The sequence below is a fragment of the Microbacterium aoyamense genome (genome assembly GCF_023155855.1).
In the GTDB taxonomy this organism is placed as follows: Bacteria; Actinomycetota; Actinomycetes; order Actinomycetales; family Microbacteriaceae; genus Microbacterium; species Microbacterium aoyamense.
Window position 1 is genome coordinate 57,761 of sequence record NZ_JAKNUT010000003.1, and the last position, 16,901, is coordinate 74,661.

Genomic DNA, 16,901 nt, shown 5'->3' on the forward strand with positions numbered 1-16,901 from the left:
ACCTATCCGAGCTCAAAGAAGGACGAGTATGACTGACCAGATCACCCCCATCGACGCAGAGAGCACGATCGGAGAATGGATGCGGCATCCGGCCGGTGTCCGGATCATCGCCGGCATGGCCGCTCAAGGGGGAATCTCCGACAGTGCGCTCCGGCTTGCACGCAACGTACCGCTGAGCCGATTCCTGAGCGCGGGCGGCCCCTTGCCTGATGGGATGATCGACCACCTTGTCTCCCAGGCCAACGGAGGAGAGGCGCCGGACGATGTCGCCCACACGTCCTGGACCGAAGTCGTCACCCGCGGTCGATTCGACGGACAGACTGTCATCGTCACCGGCGCCGCATCCGGCATCGGACGCGCGGTCGCGTCGCGCATCGCACGCGAGGGCGGTCGCGTCGTCGCGGTCGATCTGTCCGAGGACCGTCTGGCTGAGTTCGCCGCCAGTATCCCCGAGGCCGAGATCGTCCCCGTCGCCGGCGACATCACCTCGGACGAGAGCATCCGTCGAATCGTCGATGCGGCAGGAGCACGCATCGATGGGCTGGCGAATGTCGCCGGACTTCTCGATGACTTCAGCCCCATCCACGAGGTGTCCGACGAAACCCTCGAGCGGGTCTTCAACGTCAACGTCTTCGGCCTCATCAAACTCACTCGCGCCGTAGTCCCGTTCATGATCGATCAGAAGCAGGGATCCATCGTGAACATCGCGTCCGAAGCGGCGCTGCGTGGCTCGTCCGCGGGACTCGCGTACACCGCGTCGAAGAACGCCGTCGTGGGCATCACCAAGAACACCGCGTACATGTACGAGCGGTACAACATCCGCATCAACGCTGTCGCCCCCGGAGGCACCCTCACGGGGATGCGCCCCGGCGCAGTGAGCGCGTTCGGTCAGGCACGCCTCGATGAGCACATCGCCGACGCCCCGCTCGCATTGCCGGAAGCCCTTGCCGCGTCGATCACCTTCCTGCTCAGCCGGGACGGGATCAACATCAACGGCGCCGTGCTGCCCAGTGACGGAGGTGAGTCCGTCTACTGATCCCGTGCGTCGTCGCGGTCGCGCTCGGCGGGGTACGCGGCCGTGGGGTGATCGGGCAACATCAACAGCCCGCACCGATCCGCCGCACGGATCGCGTCGTGCCTCGCAGGCCGAGGACTACTGCGTTTGTCAGGCGCCGCGTTCGCGTGTGACCGACGGTGCCGGCGACGCTACGGCTGCGCGGCCGGATGCGGGGTCGGTCCTGTCGACGATCAACGACGTCCTCACCGTCACCCTGAACGATCCTCATGCTTCCCGCCGGAATCGCTCATGGACTCCGAGCTGTATCTCACCCCTTGTCGTGCAGGAGTCCGTCGCGCGACTCGACGACCCAGGTCGGATCGGCCGCGCGCGCTCGTGCGTGCGCAGAACCTGAGGAAGCCCGCGCGGATCCTGAGCGAACCTCGGCTTTCGTCAAAGGTCGCGCGAGGGATGCCTTCCTACTGTCGAGGACGTGGAACAGAACCGGAACACCTCAGCGCTGCGGGCGCTCTTCGTCGTGGGCACGCGCCCCGAAGCGATCAAGATGCTTCCCCTCATCGTCGCAGCGCGCGACCACGAGGGCTTCGAGCCGATCGTCGTCTCGACGGGGCAGCACGCCGCGATGGTCGCCGAAGTGCTCGCGATCGGCGGCATCGTCCCCGACGTGACGTTCGCGCTCCCCGAGGGGCCGCGCACGCTCAACGACCTGTTCTCGTTCGTCGTGACGCAGGTGCAGACGTACGTCACCGAGACGTTCGGATCGATGGATGCCGAAGGCTACCCCGTCGCGACGTTCGTGCATGGCGACACGTCGAGCGCAGCAGCAGCCGCGCTCGCGTCGTTCCACCTCAAGCTCCCGGTCGTGCACGTCGAGGCCGGCCTGCGCACGAATGACGTCAACTCCCCGTTCCCCGAGGAGTTCAACCGCCAGCTCATCTCGCGCGTTGCGGCACTGCACCTCGCGCCGACGTCGCGGGCGAAGGCGAACCTCGTGCGCGAAGGCATCGACTTCGACCGCATCCTGATCACCGGCAACACCGCGATCGACGCGCTGCGCATCGCCGCGGCGCGCGTCGCGCCGTTCGAGCACCCGGCCCTCGCCGACCTCGAGACGGCCGACGGCCCGCGCGTCGTCGTTGTGACCGCGCACCGCCGCGAGAACTGGGGCGAGCCGCTCGCTCGCATCGCCGACTCCGTCGCGATCCTGGCCTCGGGCCACCCCGACGACCGCTTCGTCGTGGCCCTCCACCCGAACCCGGCCGTCGCCGATGTGCTCGTCAAGCGACTCTCGGGACACCGCAACGTGTCGCTCGTGCCGGCGATGGGCTACGCGTCGTTCGCGCGCCTGCTCGGCCGCGCGACCCTCGCCATCACCGACTCCGGCGGAATCCAGGAGGAGGCGCCGTCGCTCGGCGTGCCCGTGATCTGCGTCCGCGAGACGACGGAGCGCCAGGAGGGCGTCGCCGCCGGAACCGTGGAACTCGTCGGCACCGACGTCCAGCGGATCGTGCACGCGGCGTCCGTCCTCCTCGACGACCCCGACGAGCTCGCGCGGCGCTCCGCCCGCGTCAACCCGTACGGCGACGGCTTCGCGTCGGCCCGGATCATCGAGGCGCTCGACAACATCGTGTCGGGCACGCGGGCTCCCGAATCCTACGGCCCCGGCTTCGACCGCACCGCCGTCCTCGCGGCCGCCGGCGTCGCGGACCCGCTGCAGCGCAGCTGGGTCGACAGCGTCGACTCCGCGTTCGCGAGCGTCGCGTGAGCGTCGTCGAAGAGCTCTACCTCGGCGTGCCGCTGTGGGCGCAGATCCTGTTCTGGATCGCGCTCGCGATCTCGGTGTGCTCGCTCATCTCGGTGACTGTCCTGCTCGTGAACTCGCTCCGCGAGAAGCGGCAGAACCAACGCGACCAGCGCGGCACCCCGGCGGAGTCGGAGTTCCTCTGGGTCTTCATGGTCCCGGCTCTCAACGAAGAGGTCACGATCGCCGATTCGGTGCAGCGACTGCGCCAGACCGAGGCCTCGAACGCTGTCTTCCTCGTGATCGACGACGGATCGGATGACGGCACGGCGGCGGTGCTCGCCGGCATCCACGATCCTCGTCTGCACGTGCTCACCCGCCACGCCCCGCATGCGCGCCAGGGCAAGGCGGCCGCGCTCAACAATGCCTACCGCCACCTGCGCGAGTCGATCCTCACGCAGCCCGAGTACGCCCGCTGGAGCGAAGACCGCGTCATCGTCACGATCGTCGACGCCGACGGGCGCCTCGATCCGAAGGCGCCCGAGTCCGCCGGCCGGCGGTTCCTCGATCCCGGTGTGGGCGGCGTCCAGACGCTCGTGCGCATCTACAACCGCCGCGGCTGGCTCACGTGGGCGCAGGACGTCGAGTTCTCGTCGTTCGGCCTCGTCTTCCAGGCCGGTCGTGCCTGGTGGGGCACCGCGAACATGGGCGGCAACGGACAGTTCAACCGTCTCGCGGCGCTCGCAGACGTCGCCGACGACGAGGGGCCGTGGCGGCACAAGCTCACCGAGGATCAGGATCTCGGCGTGCGTCTCATCCAGGCCGGGTGGGCAGGCGTGCAGGTCAACGACGTGACGATCGACCAGCAGGGTCTCAACTCGCTGCGCCGCCTCTACAAGCAGCGCGTGCGCTGGGCGCAGGGGGCCTGGCAGGCACTCGCTCTCCTGCGGGGCACGATGCGAGGACGGATGCCGCTCGCCGGCCGCGTCGACGCGGTGTTCTACCTGCTCACCCCGATCCTGCAGCTCGTCGTCGGCTTCGCGTTCGTGACGTCGATCGCGCTCTGGGTCTTCCTGGGCGCCGAGTACCGCCCGAGCTACTGGTGGGTGCTCATCTTCTTCTTCGCGGTCGCCTTCGGCCCGGGCATCATCACGCTGATCCTGCGGGGCGGTCGCTGGTACTCGCCGTTCACCGCGATCGTGCTGCTCCTGCCGTACACCGTGTACTCGTGGATGATCTTCCCCGTCGTGTTCGTCTCGCTGCTGCGGCAGCTGTCGGGTCGCACGTCGTGGGCCAAGACCGAGCGCGAACGGCTCGACGCCGCGGACGAGCCGTCGACGCTCGTGCGCGCCGACAGCTGACGCGCACCCGGACCGGAAGCCGAGCCGCGCGTCACACCGCCTTGCGGGCGACGCATCCCGCCGACGGCGTGCCGATATCGAGCAGGCCGAAGGGGCGGCTGATCATTCGGCCTCCGGTTCTGCGGGTGATCGCAGACCACCGCGCGACGGAGATCGAGGACGCGCGTCTCTGCCGCCTGGGACGCATGACGGACCATCGTGGGGAAAGCCGTCCGACCGCGGCGATGAGAGGACCCCGTGGATCCGTGTCGCGACGAGGGCAGCGGGCGATACTAGTGGCCATGCTGAAGCGGGCGATCATCGTGGGCGCGGGCGCCCCCGCGCTCGCGGCGATCCTGCTCGCCGTCGTGACCGAGACGGACCCGTCCAGGACGGCCCGCCTGCTCGTGACGGCGTTCGCCTACGCTCTCGTGGCGGTCGGAGCTCTGCGTCTCGGCAGTCGTGCGATCGCGGGGGTGTGCGGCGCGCTGTCGACCACGAGCGCATGGCTCGCGCTCGCCCTCGTCCTCCAGGCTCTCGCGCCTGAGGCTGCGGCTCTGCACCCCGCGACCGTCCTCCTCGTCCACGTCGCCCGCATCCCCGAGCTCGCGGCCCTCGCCGTCCTCCCGTGGCTCGTCGCCCGTTCGGCGGCCGGAGAGCACCGCCTCGCGATCGCCGTGGGCATCGGCGCGCCCGCTCTCAGCGCCGCGCTGTCGCTCGTCGGCACCATCGTCCCGGTGCCGGGGCTCCTCGGCCTGGTCCCGCTCGTGTGGGCGGTGATCGGATTCCTCGCCGGCGCCGTGGTCGTCGCCGCACGCTGGCTGCGAGGGGACACCCGTGAGCGCATGGCCGCCGCCTGGTTCCTCGTCGGGGCCGCTCTCCTCGTCGTCAGCTACGTGCGCGTGCTCCTCCCACTGCCCGAGCCTCTCGCCCTCCTCGCCGATGCGTCCTTCGTCGTCGCGCAGGGCTTCCTGCCCGTCGCCGTGCTCGTGTCGGTCGTCTCACGCGCTCGACAGGGCGTCGAGGTGCGACTCGCGGATGCCTTCGCCTGGCTCCAGGCGCTCGCCCTGTCGGTGGGGGCGTATCTGCTCGTCACCGCGGCGGCGCGCGCGCTCGACGTCGACGTCGTCATGGGCGGCGCGATCGCCGCGGCGGTGCTCGCCCTGACTCTGGGCGGATTCGTGACGCGATCGCGCGTCTGGGTGCGGCGGCTCGTCACGCGCTCGCCACCCGACGCGCGCGAGCTGCTGCGGCGCCTGAGTGACCGTGTCGTCGCTGCCGACGCGCTGCCCTCGCCGCTGCGCGCGGGCGCGGGACTCGACGACATCGCACGATCGCTGCGCGACACCTTCGCCCTCGCGGCGGTCGAGATCTCGGTCGACGATCGCGATCGCACGGCGTTCGTCGGCGCTCTCGTCGCGGGGGCCGAGAGCGCCTCGGTCGCGCTGCCCTCGGGCGGTCGATCGATCGGACGCGTCGCGCTGTTCGGGGCTCCGGGCGCGGGCGTCGCCCCAGTGGTGGTTGTCATCGAGCAGACGGCGGGCCTGCTGGCCGCCGTCGTGCTGCTCGTCGTGGTCAACGAGGAATCCGCCGCGACGCGTACCCGATCTCTGGTCGTCCGGCGGGAGGAGCGGCGCCTGCTCCAGCTCGAGCTGCACGATCATCTCACTCCGCGCCTCGCCGCGATCGGCGAGGGCATGCTCGCGGCCGACGGGCTGCTCGCGAGGGGCGACGCGACGGCGGCCGAAGAGATCGACGTCCTCCGGCAGGCCACGGCCGCGTGCACCGAGGACGTGCGGCGCCTCGCCCGGACCCTGCTGCCGACGGCCCTCGATCAGGGCGATCTCGATGCGGCGCTCACCGAGCTCGCGGGGATGACGGCGGGAAGCGGGGTCGTGCTGAGGGTTCATGCGCCCGGGAGCGATGTGCTGGATGCGGCGGACCAGCTGCGTGTGTATCTCGTCGTCGCGCAGGCGGTGTCGCACGCCCGACGGGCGACGAGCGTCGGGTCGGTCGACGTCGATGTGCGCATCGACGAGCGCTCGGTGCGCACGGCGCTGCGTCTGGGCGGCCCGGCGACCGCTGTGACGGGGCTGCGGGCGGAGGTCGCCGATCGTGCGGAGGAACTCGGCATGGTCGTCTCGTCCACGCCCGACGGGGTGGAGGCGGTGATGAGCAGATGACGGCGGTGAGGCGGCGCATCGGCGCGCTCGCCGTGTGGGCGGTCTCGTGGGTGCTCGCCGCTGCCGCCGTCGTCCTCGCGGCGACGACCGGGCTGGGCCCCGACCCCGTTCCGGGTGTCTTCCTCTCGTCGGCGCCCGTTGCGATGCAGGCGCGCTTCGACGACATCGGCATCACGGTCGCCCTCATCTACGGGCCGGTCAGCGCCCTCATCCTCGCCCGTCGTCCGCATCCGGTCGGGGTCGTGCTCGCGGTGCACGCGGTGGGCTCCGGGCTCGCGGCCTTCGGCGTGCAGTACGGTCTGCTCGGCACGGTGGATCCCGATCTGCCCCTCTGGGGCTTCTTCGCCTTCGCCGCCGGCTGGGGCTTCGTGCCCGGCACATTCATGACGGCGGCGCTTCCGATCCTCGTGACGCGTCGTCGCCTCGGCGCCGTCGAGCGCTGGCTCGTGCGGGTGTGCGTCGTCGTCGCATCCGCGGCGTTCTTCGCGAGCCTGACGCAGCAGAGCGTCCCCGAGCCCCGCAATCCGTTCGCGATCGACATCCCGCTCTACCAGGCCACGCTCCCGACGGTCTACGGAGCGCTCTCGTTCACGGCCGTCGCGATCTCGTTCGCGTCCATCGTCGTGCTCCTGATACGGCTGCGGCGCGCGCACGGGCGTGCGCGGATCGGCATCGTCTGGCTCACCGTCGGCCACGCGTTCCTCACGGCGTCGTACGTCGCGCTCGTCCTTCCGGCCGGGCTGGGGCTTCCCGCATGGGTCATCGACTTCGGCCTCATCGCACCCGTCGTCGGGCAGCTGCTGTACCCCGTCGCGATCCTCGTGGTCGTCCTCGGGCAGCGGCTCTGGGGCGTCGAACTGGTCGTGAGCCGCCTCCTCCTGTGGGCATCGCTCACGGCGAGCGGCGTCGGGCTCTACCTGGTCGTCGTCGCGCTGCTGCCCGCTGCCCTCAGCGGCGACGGCGTCGCGGCCCTCTTCGTCCCGGTCGTCGTCGCGCTCGCCCTCCTGCCGCTGCGCGCGTGGCTGCAGCGGCGGATCGACGGCCTCATCTACGGGGAGGGCGCGGATCCGGGACTGCTGCTTGTCCGCCTAGGACGGCGGATCGGCGAGCTCGGCGAGGACTCGCTCGCGGAGCTCGCCGAGACCCTTCGGCGCGTGCTCCGTCTCGGCTGGGTCCAGATCGTCACGACGGACGACGGCCACCGTGCCTCCGCGGGAAGCCCGTCGCGGCACGCGCCTGCCCGCGTGGCGCTGCGCGCCGGCGACGAGCTCGTGGGGGAGCTGCGTGCCCAACCCGTCGGCGGGCAGCGGCTCGACCGCCGGACGATCCAGGTGCTCGACGACATCGCGGGCCTCGTCGCGACCGTCGTGCGGCTCGCGGAGTCGTCCCGCGTCCTCGAGAGCGCACGTGCCGAGCTCGCCGCGCAACGCACCGACGAGCGGCGCGCCGTGCGCCGCGAGCTGCACGACGGCCTGGGTCCCGCACTGGCGGGCATCGGCTTCGGCCTCGCGGCGGCGCGCAACCTCGCCATCTCGGACCCCCAGCGCGCCCGCGGGCTGCTGCAGGAGCTGCGCGAGGACGTCGATCGGCGGGGACAGGATGCCAGGGCCCTCGCCGACACGGTCTCCGAGCCGTCGGCGGTGACGGCTCGCGCCCTGCGGCCGCTCCTCGAGGCGATGATCGCACGGTTCGACACGGCGGAGCTCGGCGTGCGCCTCGACGTGCGCGCCGTGGGCGCGCACGTCGACGACGTGTCGGCCTCGGCGGTGTACTTCATCGTCGCCGAGGCTCTGACGAATGCGGTGCGTCACGCCGGGGCGCAGGAGGTGTCGATCGTCGTCTCGACGACCGGCACCACCGTCGTCGTGGACGTCCGCGATGACGGGACCGGCATCGCGGCGGGCGCCGCGGCCGGTATCGGCATGCACTCCATGCGCGAGCGGGCGGCCGCGGTCGGCGGCGCACTGACGGTGTCCGCCGCACGTCCGGGCACGCTCGTGCGCGCCGTCATCCCGACGCCGACGGCGAACGACCTCGACGGTGACCGGGACGATCGCCTCTCGTGAGCGGGACGGCGGGACACCCATGATGGAGCGAGCGGGCCACAATGAGGGGACGCGCGCGGTCCTCCGTGCCGAGCGGAGAGGATGACATGGAGCACGAGCGAACGATCACCGTCGCCGTCGTCGACGATCATCCGCTCTTCCGCCGCGGGCTCATCTCGCTGCTCGAGACGCTCGACCGGGTCCGCGTCGTGGGCGATGCGGCCACCGTCGGCGCCGCGTTGGCGCTCGTCGAGGAGCATCGTCCCGACGTCGTCCTCATGGACCTCGATCTCGGCGCCGAATCGGGCGTCGATGCGACGCGGCTGCTGACGCACCGGCATCCATCGACGTCCGTCCTCGTCCTCACGATGCTGGGCGACGACCGTTCCCTCTTCGCGTCGATGCGCGCGGGAGCGAAGGGCTACCTGCTCAAGGTCGCCTCGCCCGAGGAGGTCGAGCGCGCCATCCACTCCATCGCGGGCGGCCAGGTGCTCTTCGGCGCCGACGTCGCCGCGCGCGCCGTGGCGTATTTGAGCGGCAGCGCGGGGGAGAGCGGACCGCGGCGCTTCCCCGAGCTCACGGACCGCGAGGCGGAGGTCCTCGATCTCGTCGCGCGCGGGCTCGACAACGCCTCGATCGCCCGGACGCTCGTGCTCACGAGCAAGACCGTGCGCAACTACGTGCACAGCATCATCAGCAAGCTCGGTGCCCCGGATCGCAGCGCCCTCATCGTGATGGCCCGCGAAGCCGGCTTCGGCATGCGCGCGGGCGACGTCCCCTCCTGAGGCGCTCGACGTCCCGACGGGCGTCCCGGGCGGATCGAGGACTCCCGCACCTGCCGGCCGGGTCGCCCGGCCCGAGAACGTGGACCCACACCGCCGCACGGCGGCCGCGCCACGGCGCTCCTCGACGGAAAGCGAATCATGTCCATCACCAACGACCTCGACGCGGGGGCGGTCTCACGCCGCCCGATCGCGCGCCACACGCGGTTCCGCGCGTGGCCCCTCTGGGCGACCCTCGCGGGCGTCGCCGGCACGATCGGCACCGTTGTGACCGATCTGCGACCCGCGAGCGAGACGGAGGCCATCGACCGCGGAGAGCTGTATGCCGTGACCCCCGCCGACATGGAGACCCTTGACGTCCTCACGGGGCGCATCGGCTTCACGTCGGGCCTTGTCGCCGTCTTCGCCCTCCTCGTGTTCGTCGCCCTCTGGCGCACGCACGTTGAGGTGCGCGCGACGCGCTCCACGGGCGCGCGACTGGTCGGCATCGGGGTGGTCGTCTCGGCCAGCGCGCTCGTGCTCGGCTACGGATGGCGCGGCGCCCTCGCGAACTACCTCGGCCCCGAGTCGGGCCTCTACGGACCGGACGGCCTGTTCGTGTATTACATGCTGACCGACTTCGGGGCATACATCGGGTGGGCCGGCGTCGTTGCGAGCGCCGTCGGCATCGCGTGGATGGCCTGGGTCGAGCGACTCGTCTCGCGCGTGCTGGGCACCTTCTCGGGCCTCGTCGCCGTTCTCGTGACCGGCGCCGTCGTCGTCGCGGGCGTGCCGGGACTGCCGGGCGTCTTCATGCCGGTCTGGCTCGCGGTCACGGGTGTGTGGCTCGCCGTGGGGCGCAGCCGGATCACCCTCCCGGACGTGTCCTCGTGAGCGCGCGGCGGTCGGCGGGGGCGATGTTCGCCGCCGCGACGCTCGCACTCCTCGTGGGATGCGCGACGGGCGCGCCCGAGGCCGACGGCGGCGAGGCCGCGGACCCCCTCGTGTCGGGGCCCGTCGACGTCGACGTGCCCGACGAGTGCCGGGAGACGTACCCGCTCGCCGTCGTCCCGGCCGACATCGCCGACGTCGAACTGCAGCCGGGCGACTGGCCCGAGCCTCCGGAGGGCTCGACGCTGTGCGCGACCTCCGGCTCGATCGACGGCGCCAGCGAGACGGCGTCGTACGCGACGACGCAGCCGTTCGAGGAGGTCGCGGCGTTCTACGAGGCCGCGCTGTCCGGCTACGAGACGTATCGCAGCGATGGCGCTGAGTCCGGCACGGGGTACGCGACCCTCGACGGGGCCGGGAGCGAAGTCGACTTCCAGGTGCGCGAGAGCGACGGAGGATTCCTGGTCGTGTTCGCGCGAGCCGGCTAGCTCCCGACTCGGGGTGGCGTGTGGGGCACGCCGCCTCGAGGGTCGGCCGTCGCGACGGCCGACCCTCGACACGGCAGGTCGGGTCTGCCGTGTCGTCGCCCGCCGGGTCGCGAGACCCGGCGGGCGCTTCATCGCGTAGCCTGAACCCGATAGCGCCTGGGGTTCCAGAGTCACCGAGTGAGCCCGCCGGCGTGCGGTCGCGCCCACGCCCTGAACGTCAGGCGGATTCGATCTTCGCGACCTTGACGACGTCGACCTCGGCGACCTCGACGTTGATCGTCGTCGGCTCCTGGACCTCCAACGGTCCCGTGTCGAAGTGCTCGGCGATGAGGGTGATGCCGCCCGAGGAGTGCGCCGAGTTCGCGAGCTCTTCGAGCCACTCGCGACTGAGCTCGGGAGCCTCCGGCTCGTCGAAGGTGAAACGCAGGGGGATCGACGGGTGCAGCCAGATCGTGGATCGACCGCCGGGCTGATCGTCGGGATGCTTCCACGACACCGTGAAGCTCTCACCGCGGCGCAACTTGGTCGCGATCACGACCTTCAGGTGCGCGAGTGCGCGATCCTCGATGTCGATCGGAGTCGCTTCGCCGCCGTAGTAGATCCTGCCCACGTGTGAATCGTAGCCCCGCGGCCGCCGCTCGGTTACCAAAGGCCCATCGACCCGTCAACCCGTTCGCGGGATCGTGAGGGGCGGTGGATGCTGGAGCCAGGCCCGGGAATCCCGGGCGACCCTCGTGGAGTGATTGGGGGGACGACGACGCAGTGCGGGAGTCTCCGATGAAAGATCTGCTGATCGGCGGAACACGTTTTCTCACGACCGACGAGTTGGCCGACTCGCTGCTGGAGTACTCGGGACTGTTGAACCTCTACAACAGCGTCGACCTGGTGCGTTTCCCTGCGATCGTGGGCGGCACGTCGTCGCACTCGGCCATCGCTCTCGGCGCGGGCAGCGCGCTCGTCGTGGTCGACGCACCGGACGTGATCCCGGTGCGCATCGCGGGCGCCGGTGAGGCCGCTGCCGACATACGTCGTCGATCCGCGCGCTACCGCGACGGTCCGGAGGAATCGCCGCCGCATCCCGAGCAGTAGGCTCGCCGCATGGGCAGGTTCATCTACGACACGATCGGCAACTCGGTCGAACTCGAGGACCGCACGTTGGCGCACCTGCGCATCGTCTTCATGAACAAGCTCCGCCGAGCCGAACCGTTCATGTTCGACGTGGACCTCAATGACGGCACGGGGCGTCGCAGCTTCTGGATCCACCCGTCCATCCCGATGCAGATCCACTTCAACGGCACGCGTTCGCCGCGGATCAACCGCTACTGGATCGACGAGCTCATGAAGTCGGCGAGCGGCCCGAACGGGCTCACGATCATGCCCGAGCCGCCCGAAGAAGAGCCGCCTGCCGAGGGGTGACCCCTCAGAGCCGCGGTGTGCGCGGCGGCTCGGTGCGGCGGTGACCCGTCGCCTCGAACGCCAGGGCGAGTTGGAGTAGCGCCGTGTCGTCGTAGGCCCGACCGGCGAAGGTGAGGCCGACGGGCATCCCGATGTCATCCATCGTCCCCATCGGCACCGTGACGGTGGGGATGCCGAGGTGACGGATCGCGAGGTTGCCGTTCGCGACCCACACCCCGTTGCGCCACCCGAGGTCGGCGGACGCCTCGTCGACGTCCATGTCGGAGGGGCCGACGTCGGCGACGGCGGGGAAGACGACGGCATCGAGGGATGCTGCATCCATCCACTCCTCGAGGTCGATGCGCCGAGTCTCTTCGAGTCCGTGCAGGCCGGCCGCGAGTTCGGGCATGTCAGCCGGGCCGACGCTCGGATTCGCGCGCGCCCAGTCGGGATACTCGGCGATGTCGTCGTCGAAGCCCGTGTAGCGATCCGGGAGCGCACCCGCCGGATGCGGGAAGATCGTCGCCCCGTCGACAGCCGCGAGGGTCGACAGCGCGGGATCGCCGTTCGCCGAGAGGAAGTCCTCCCAGCCCCAGGCCGACAGGTCGACGATCTCGCGGTGCAGGTACTCCGGTGAGACGAGGCCCCTCGTTGCGATCGTAGGCGCGCCGGGCCGGTCGCCCTCGTAGTTCGTGATGACCGGGAAGTCGACTTCGACCACCGTCGCGCCGGCTGCCTCGAGGTCGCGGCGGGCGGCATCCCACAGAGCGACGACCGAGTCGCGGGTGTGGATGCGGCGGCCCGTCGGTCCCCCGATGCCGACACCGTCGGGGGCATCGTCGGCATTGATGTACATGCGGGGGACGCCGATGCGCACCCCGTCGAGAGAGCCTGCCAGGTCACGGTAGGCCGCCGGCCGCACGGCGGAGGCGCTGGGGATCTCGACCCACGGCTGCGAGCGCCAGAAGTCGCCCCGGGTCTCGGCGTCGTCGGCGACGATGACGTCGAGCACTTCGAGCAGGTCGGCCATCGTCCGGGTGTGCGGCACGACGACATCCATCGTCGGTACCAGCGGCCAGTTGCCGCGCGTCGAGATCACTCCGCGCGACGGTGTGTAGGCGCACAGCGCGTTGTTCGAGGCAGGACCCCGGCCGCTCGACCACGTCTCTTCGCCCAGCCCGAAGGCCGCGAAGCTCGCCGCCGTCGCAGTGCCCGAGCCGTTGGACGACCCCGAGCCGAACGGCGCCGTCAGGAAGTCGGGGTTGTAGGGGCTTTCGGCGCGCCCGTAGACCCCGCGCTGCATGCCGCCGTTGGCCATCGGCGGCATGTTCGTGAGGCCGAGGCAGATCGCACCAGCGGCGCGCAGGCGCTCGATCGTGAACGCGTCGCGCTGCGCCACGAGGTGTTGAAAAGCGGGACTGCCGGATGCCGCGGTCAGCCCCTTCACGAGATACGAGTCCTTCGCGGTGTACGGGATGCCGTCGAGCGGACTCCGCAGCTCGCCCCGTGTGCGGCGGGAGTCGGACGCCTCGGCTTCGGCGATCGCGTCGGGGTTGCGCACGACGACGGCGTTGAGCTCGCCGTCATACGCGTCGATGCGCGCGAGGTAGGCCCGGACGAGCTCGACGGCGGTCGTCTCGCCGGACTCGAGCGCGGCACGCAGGTCGGCGATGGATGCTTCGACGACGTCGATCACGCGAGCACCGCCGTGCAGATCTGCGGGGATTCTGGTCGACACGCCGCTCGGCGCCGACCATCCGCGGCGTGTCGTGACGAGAGCCCGCCATTCTTCATGCCCGCCGAGGCGATCACGACGCCACCGCCGGCTGCTGCTGCGTGATGCAGTGGATGCCTCCGCCGCGCGCGAAGATCGCACGCGAATCGACGGTCACGGCCCGGCGCCCCGGGTAGGCCTCTTCGAGGATCGCGCGGGCCGCGGCATCCGCCTTCTCCTCGCCGAAGCCGCAGGCGATGACCCCGCCGTTGACGACGAGGTGGTTCACGTAGCTCCAGTCGACGAATCCCTCGTGATCGCGCAGCGTCTCGGGGGCCGGCAGATCGACGACCTCGAAGCGGCGACCCGCGGCATCGGTCTCCTGCTCGAGGAGGGCCTTGAGCTCGCGCGTGACGTCGTGGTCGGGGTGGCCCGGGTCGTTCTGGGAGTGCAGGAGCACACGTCCGGGCGATGTGATCGTCGCGACGATGTCGACGTGGCCGTTCGTGCCGAAGTCGTCATAGTCGCGTGTGAGTCCGCGGGGCAGCCAGATCGTCTTCGTCGTGCCGATCGTGCGGGCGAACTCGGCCTCGACACGTGCCTTGTCGGCGTACGGATTGCGGCGAGCGTCGAGCTGCACGGTCTCGGTCGCGAGGACCGTTCCCTCGCCGTCGACGTGGATGCCGCCGCCTTCGTTGACGAGCACGGAGCTGACGAGCTCGGATCCGACGAGCCCGCTCACGAAGCGGCCGATCTCGGCGGACGTCCGCCACTCCGCCCAATCCGGGGCGCCCCAGCCGTTGAAGATCCAGTCGACGGCGCCGAGCACGCCGGGGCGCTCGTCGTCGACGACGAAGGTCGGGCCGAAGTCCCGCATCCAGTACTCGTCGAGCGGGGACTCGACGATCTCGACTCCGGACCCGAGCATCCGCTGCGCCCGGCCCGACTCGAGCGGATCGACCACCATCGTCACGGGCTCGAACTCGGCGACCGCGTGGGCGACAGCGGTCCACGCGGCGTACGCCTCTTCGCCTTCGGCGGGGGAGTCGCCGAGCGTGATGCCGGGGCGCGGGAACGCCATCCAGGTGCGCTCGTGCGGCGCAGTCTCCGCGGGCATTCGCCAGGTCATGGGCTCTCCTCGGGTTATTGATCGCGTGCTCAATAGGGAAGGTACCGTCTCGCTCGATCGGCGTCAATGATCGATCCCCGCAACTCGTCGAATGCCGGCACTTGCGCCCGACTCGGCAGCTGGGCAGTATTGACCACACGATCAATATCCGCGAGGAAGGATGCCGGATGCCGACCGCCCCGCGCGCGCCGCGCCGCTCACCCGACCAGAGACGCGGCGAGATCGCCGACGCCGCGCGCGACCTCGCGCTCGACGAGGGTCTCGCGGCGCTGACTCTGCGCAGCGTCGCGGCACGTGCCCGCGTCACGCCGGCGCTCGTGGCCCACTACGTCCCGACCATGGACGACCTCGTCGCTTCGACGTTCACGTCGGTGGTGGATGCCGAGCTCACCGAGCTCGCCGGGCTCGCGGCATCCGGAACCGCTGTCGACCGCCTCGCGGCGCTCCTCGGCGCACTGCTGGACGGCTCGCGCGATGACGTCACCCTGGTCTGGGTCGAGGCGTTCGCGCTCGGCCGCCGCAACGAGCCTCTGGCTGCCGCCGCGCGCCAGGCGATGGACCGGTGGCAGGGCGTCCTGCAGGACCTCCTCGCCGAGGGCGCGGCTGATGGCGACCTCCACATCGACGACCCCGCCGAGGCGGCCTGGCAGCTGCTCGGCATGATCGACGGCATCAACGCGCAGTCGCTCGTGCGCTGGGGAAGGGCATCCGATCGCTCCGCCCTCATGCTCCGCGCGGCAGGGGGAATGCTGGGCGTTCCCCGCGGCATCCTCAACCCGTCCGAAAGGAAGACACCGTGACGATCCAGCCCGACGCGATGCACGCGATCACCGCAGAGACCCGCGACACGGTCGACGAGGTGCTCGCCTACGCGCGCAGCCGCGCGCTCTACGAGAACGTGCCGCTCGACATGCCCGTGAGCCCCGACGAGCTCGTCGCGACGGCGTCCGGCTCCATCACCGCCGAGGGCATCGGCGCGCAGGCGGCGACGGCGCTCTTCGCCGACGTGCTTGCGCCGACGTGCCTCTCGATCGACCACCCGGGGTACGTCTCGTTCATCCCGAGCGCGCCGAGCAAGGCGGCTATCGCGTTCGACCTCGTCGTGTCGGCGTCGGCGATCTACGGCGGTTCATGGCTCGAGGGCGCGGGTGCCGTCTTCGCCGAGAACGAGGTGCTGCACTGGCTCGCACGCGAGTTCGGGCTGCCCGAGGGCGCCGGCGGGGTCTTCGTGCAGGGCGGGACGATCGGCAACCTCTCGGCGCTCGTCGCGGCGCGGGATGCCGCGCGACGCCGCAATGCCGAGGCCGGTGTCGAGAACCCGTCGCGCTTCAAGGTCGTGTGCAGTTCGGAAGCGCACTCATCGATCGTGTCCGCGGCATCCGTCATGGATGTCGACGTCGTGCCCGTGCCGACCGGCGACGACGGCCGCCTGCACGGCGACGCCGTGGACGCCGCGCTCGACGAGCACGGTGCCGCCGTCTTCGCCGTCGTCGTGACCGGCGGCACGACCAACTTCGGGATCGTCGACGACATCGCGTCGGTCGCTGCCGTCACCAAGGCGCGGGGCGTCTGGCTGCACGTCGACGGCGCGTACGGGCTCGCTGCGATGCTCGTCGAGCGGATGCGGCCGACGTTCGCGGGCGTCGAGCTCGCCGACTCGGTCATCGTCGATCCGCACAAGTGGCTCTTCGCACCCTTCGACGCGTGCGCGCTCATCTACCGCGACCCGGCCCAGGGTCGCGCGGCCCACACGCAGCACGCGGAGTACCTCGATACGCTCACCGAGCGGCCCGACTGGAACCCGTCCGACCTCGCGGTGCAGCTCACACGTCGCTCGCGCGGGCTGCCGCTCTGGTTCTCGCTCGCCACGCACGGGACGGATCAGTACCGCGCATCCGTCGACCACGGCATCACGCTCGCGCGCGACATCGCCGCCGAGATCGAGCGGCGCGATGGACTCTCGCTCGTGCGGGATCCGCAGCTCTCGGTCGTCGTGTTCCGGCGTGAGGGATGGACTCCGGCCGACTACCAGGCGTGGTCGGATCGCCTCCTCGACGATCAGATCGGCTTCGTGGTGCCGAGCTCGCACCGCGGTGAGACGGTGCTGCGGTTCGCGATCATCAATCCGCTGACGACCTTCGAGGTCCTGACGGGCATCCTCGACACCCTCGCGTGACCCGTCGCCGTAGGCTCGGG

General features: G+C 70.9%; 15 protein-coding genes. 12 read left to right on the forward strand and 3 right to left on the reverse strand.

All coding sequences use genetic code 11. From position 1 onward, the window contains the following. Positions 1-28: 28 nt before the first annotated feature. The 8 genes from MA876_RS09460 to MA876_RS09495 all read left to right on the forward strand — a co-directional run bounded on the left by MA876_RS09460 (position 29) and on the right by MA876_RS09495 (position 10,467). Entirely contained in the window at positions 29-1,036 is a 1,008-nt protein-coding gene (locus MA876_RS09460; RefSeq protein WP_248148133.1) for an SDR family NAD(P)-dependent oxidoreductase, read from the forward strand. A 454-nt stretch (positions 1,037-1,490) separates the two neighbouring features. Next, positions 1,491-2,783: a non-hydrolyzing UDP-N-acetylglucosamine 2-epimerase gene (wecB, locus tag MA876_RS09465; protein WP_248148136.1), complete on the forward strand. Its 1,293-nt coding sequence runs from the start codon at positions 1,491-1,493 to the stop codon at positions 2,781-2,783. Then, on the forward strand, positions 2,780-4,120 hold the full coding sequence (locus tag MA876_RS09470) for a glycosyltransferase (protein ID WP_248148138.1): 1,341 nt from the start codon (positions 2,780-2,782) through the stop codon (positions 4,118-4,120). The genes wecB and MA876_RS09470 overlap by 4 nt, the downstream gene beginning before the upstream one ends. 281 nt (positions 4,121-4,401) lie before the next feature. Further along, positions 4,402-6,282 carry a histidine kinase gene (locus MA876_RS09475; protein ID WP_248148140.1) on the forward strand — a complete coding sequence of 627 codons (1,881 nt, stop codon included), beginning with the start codon at positions 4,402-4,404 and terminating at the stop codon, positions 6,280-6,282. Beyond that, the gene (locus tag MA876_RS09480; protein ID WP_248148142.1) at positions 6,279-8,348 is read left to right on the forward strand and encodes a sensor histidine kinase; all 2,070 of its coding nucleotides are present in this window, start codon (positions 6,279-6,281) and stop codon (positions 8,346-8,348) included. The genes MA876_RS09475 and MA876_RS09480 overlap by 4 nt, the downstream gene beginning before the upstream one ends. An 86-nt stretch (positions 8,349-8,434) precedes the next feature. Beyond that, on the forward strand, positions 8,435-9,112 hold the full coding sequence (locus MA876_RS09485; protein ID WP_248148143.1) for a response regulator transcription factor: 678 nt from the start codon (positions 8,435-8,437) through the stop codon (positions 9,110-9,112). Positions 9,113-9,250: 138 nt separating this feature from the next. After that, positions 9,251-9,982: a hypothetical protein gene (locus MA876_RS09490; protein WP_248148144.1), complete on the forward strand. Its 732-nt coding sequence runs from the start codon at positions 9,251-9,253 to the stop codon at positions 9,980-9,982. Next, entirely contained in the window at positions 9,979-10,467 is a 489-nt protein-coding gene (locus tag MA876_RS09495; RefSeq protein WP_248148145.1) for a hypothetical protein, read from the forward strand. The genes MA876_RS09490 and MA876_RS09495 overlap by 4 nt, the downstream gene beginning before the upstream one ends. A 217-nt stretch (positions 10,468-10,684) precedes the next feature. Here MA876_RS09495 and MA876_RS09500 read toward each other — a convergent pair whose 3' ends face one another. After that, positions 10,685-11,077 carry a DUF7882 family protein gene (locus tag MA876_RS09500; protein ID WP_248148146.1) on the reverse strand — a complete coding sequence of 131 codons (393 nt, stop codon included), beginning with the start codon at positions 11,075-11,077 and terminating at the stop codon, positions 10,685-10,687. Positions 11,078-11,244: 167 nt separating this feature from the next. Here MA876_RS09500 and MA876_RS09505 point away from each other — a divergent pair, with 167 nt between their 5' ends. Together MA876_RS09505 and MA876_RS09510 are read left to right on the forward strand one after the other, a co-directional pair. After that, on the forward strand, positions 11,245-11,556 hold the full coding sequence (locus tag MA876_RS09505) for a hypothetical protein (RefSeq protein ID WP_248148147.1): 312 nt from the start codon (positions 11,245-11,247) through the stop codon (positions 11,554-11,556). Between the two features lie 9 nt (positions 11,557-11,565). Beyond that, positions 11,566-11,883, forward strand: coding sequence for a DUF7882 family protein (locus MA876_RS09510; RefSeq protein ID WP_248148148.1), 318 nt, complete (start codon positions 11,566-11,568; stop codon positions 11,881-11,883). A gap of 4 nt (positions 11,884-11,887) precedes the next feature. On the opposite strand, the gene MA876_RS09515 is transcribed toward MA876_RS09510, so the two are convergent. After that, on the reverse strand, positions 11,888-13,558 hold the full coding sequence (locus tag MA876_RS09515) for an amidase (RefSeq protein WP_248148882.1): 1,671 nt from the start codon (positions 13,556-13,558) through the stop codon (positions 11,888-11,890). Positions 13,559-13,670: 112 nt separating this feature from the next. Beyond that, the gene (locus MA876_RS09520) at positions 13,671-14,705 is read right to left on the reverse strand and encodes an agmatine deiminase family protein (RefSeq protein WP_248148149.1); all 1,035 of its coding nucleotides are present in this window, start codon (positions 14,703-14,705) and stop codon (positions 13,671-13,673) included. A 167-nt stretch (positions 14,706-14,872) separates the two neighbouring features. Here MA876_RS09520 and MA876_RS09525 point away from each other — a divergent pair, with 167 nt between their 5' ends. Both MA876_RS09525 and MA876_RS09530 read left to right on the forward strand, forming a co-directional pair. Further along, the gene (locus tag MA876_RS09525; RefSeq protein ID WP_248148151.1) at positions 14,873-15,505 is read left to right on the forward strand and encodes a TetR/AcrR family transcriptional regulator; all 633 of its coding nucleotides are present in this window, start codon (positions 14,873-14,875) and stop codon (positions 15,503-15,505) included. A gap of 17 nt (positions 15,506-15,522) precedes the next feature. Next, a complete protein-coding gene (locus MA876_RS09530; protein ID WP_248148883.1) occupies positions 15,523-16,881 on the forward strand; it encodes a pyridoxal phosphate-dependent decarboxylase family protein in 1,359 nt (452 codons plus the stop codon). Positions 16,882-16,901: the final 20 nt, after the last annotated feature.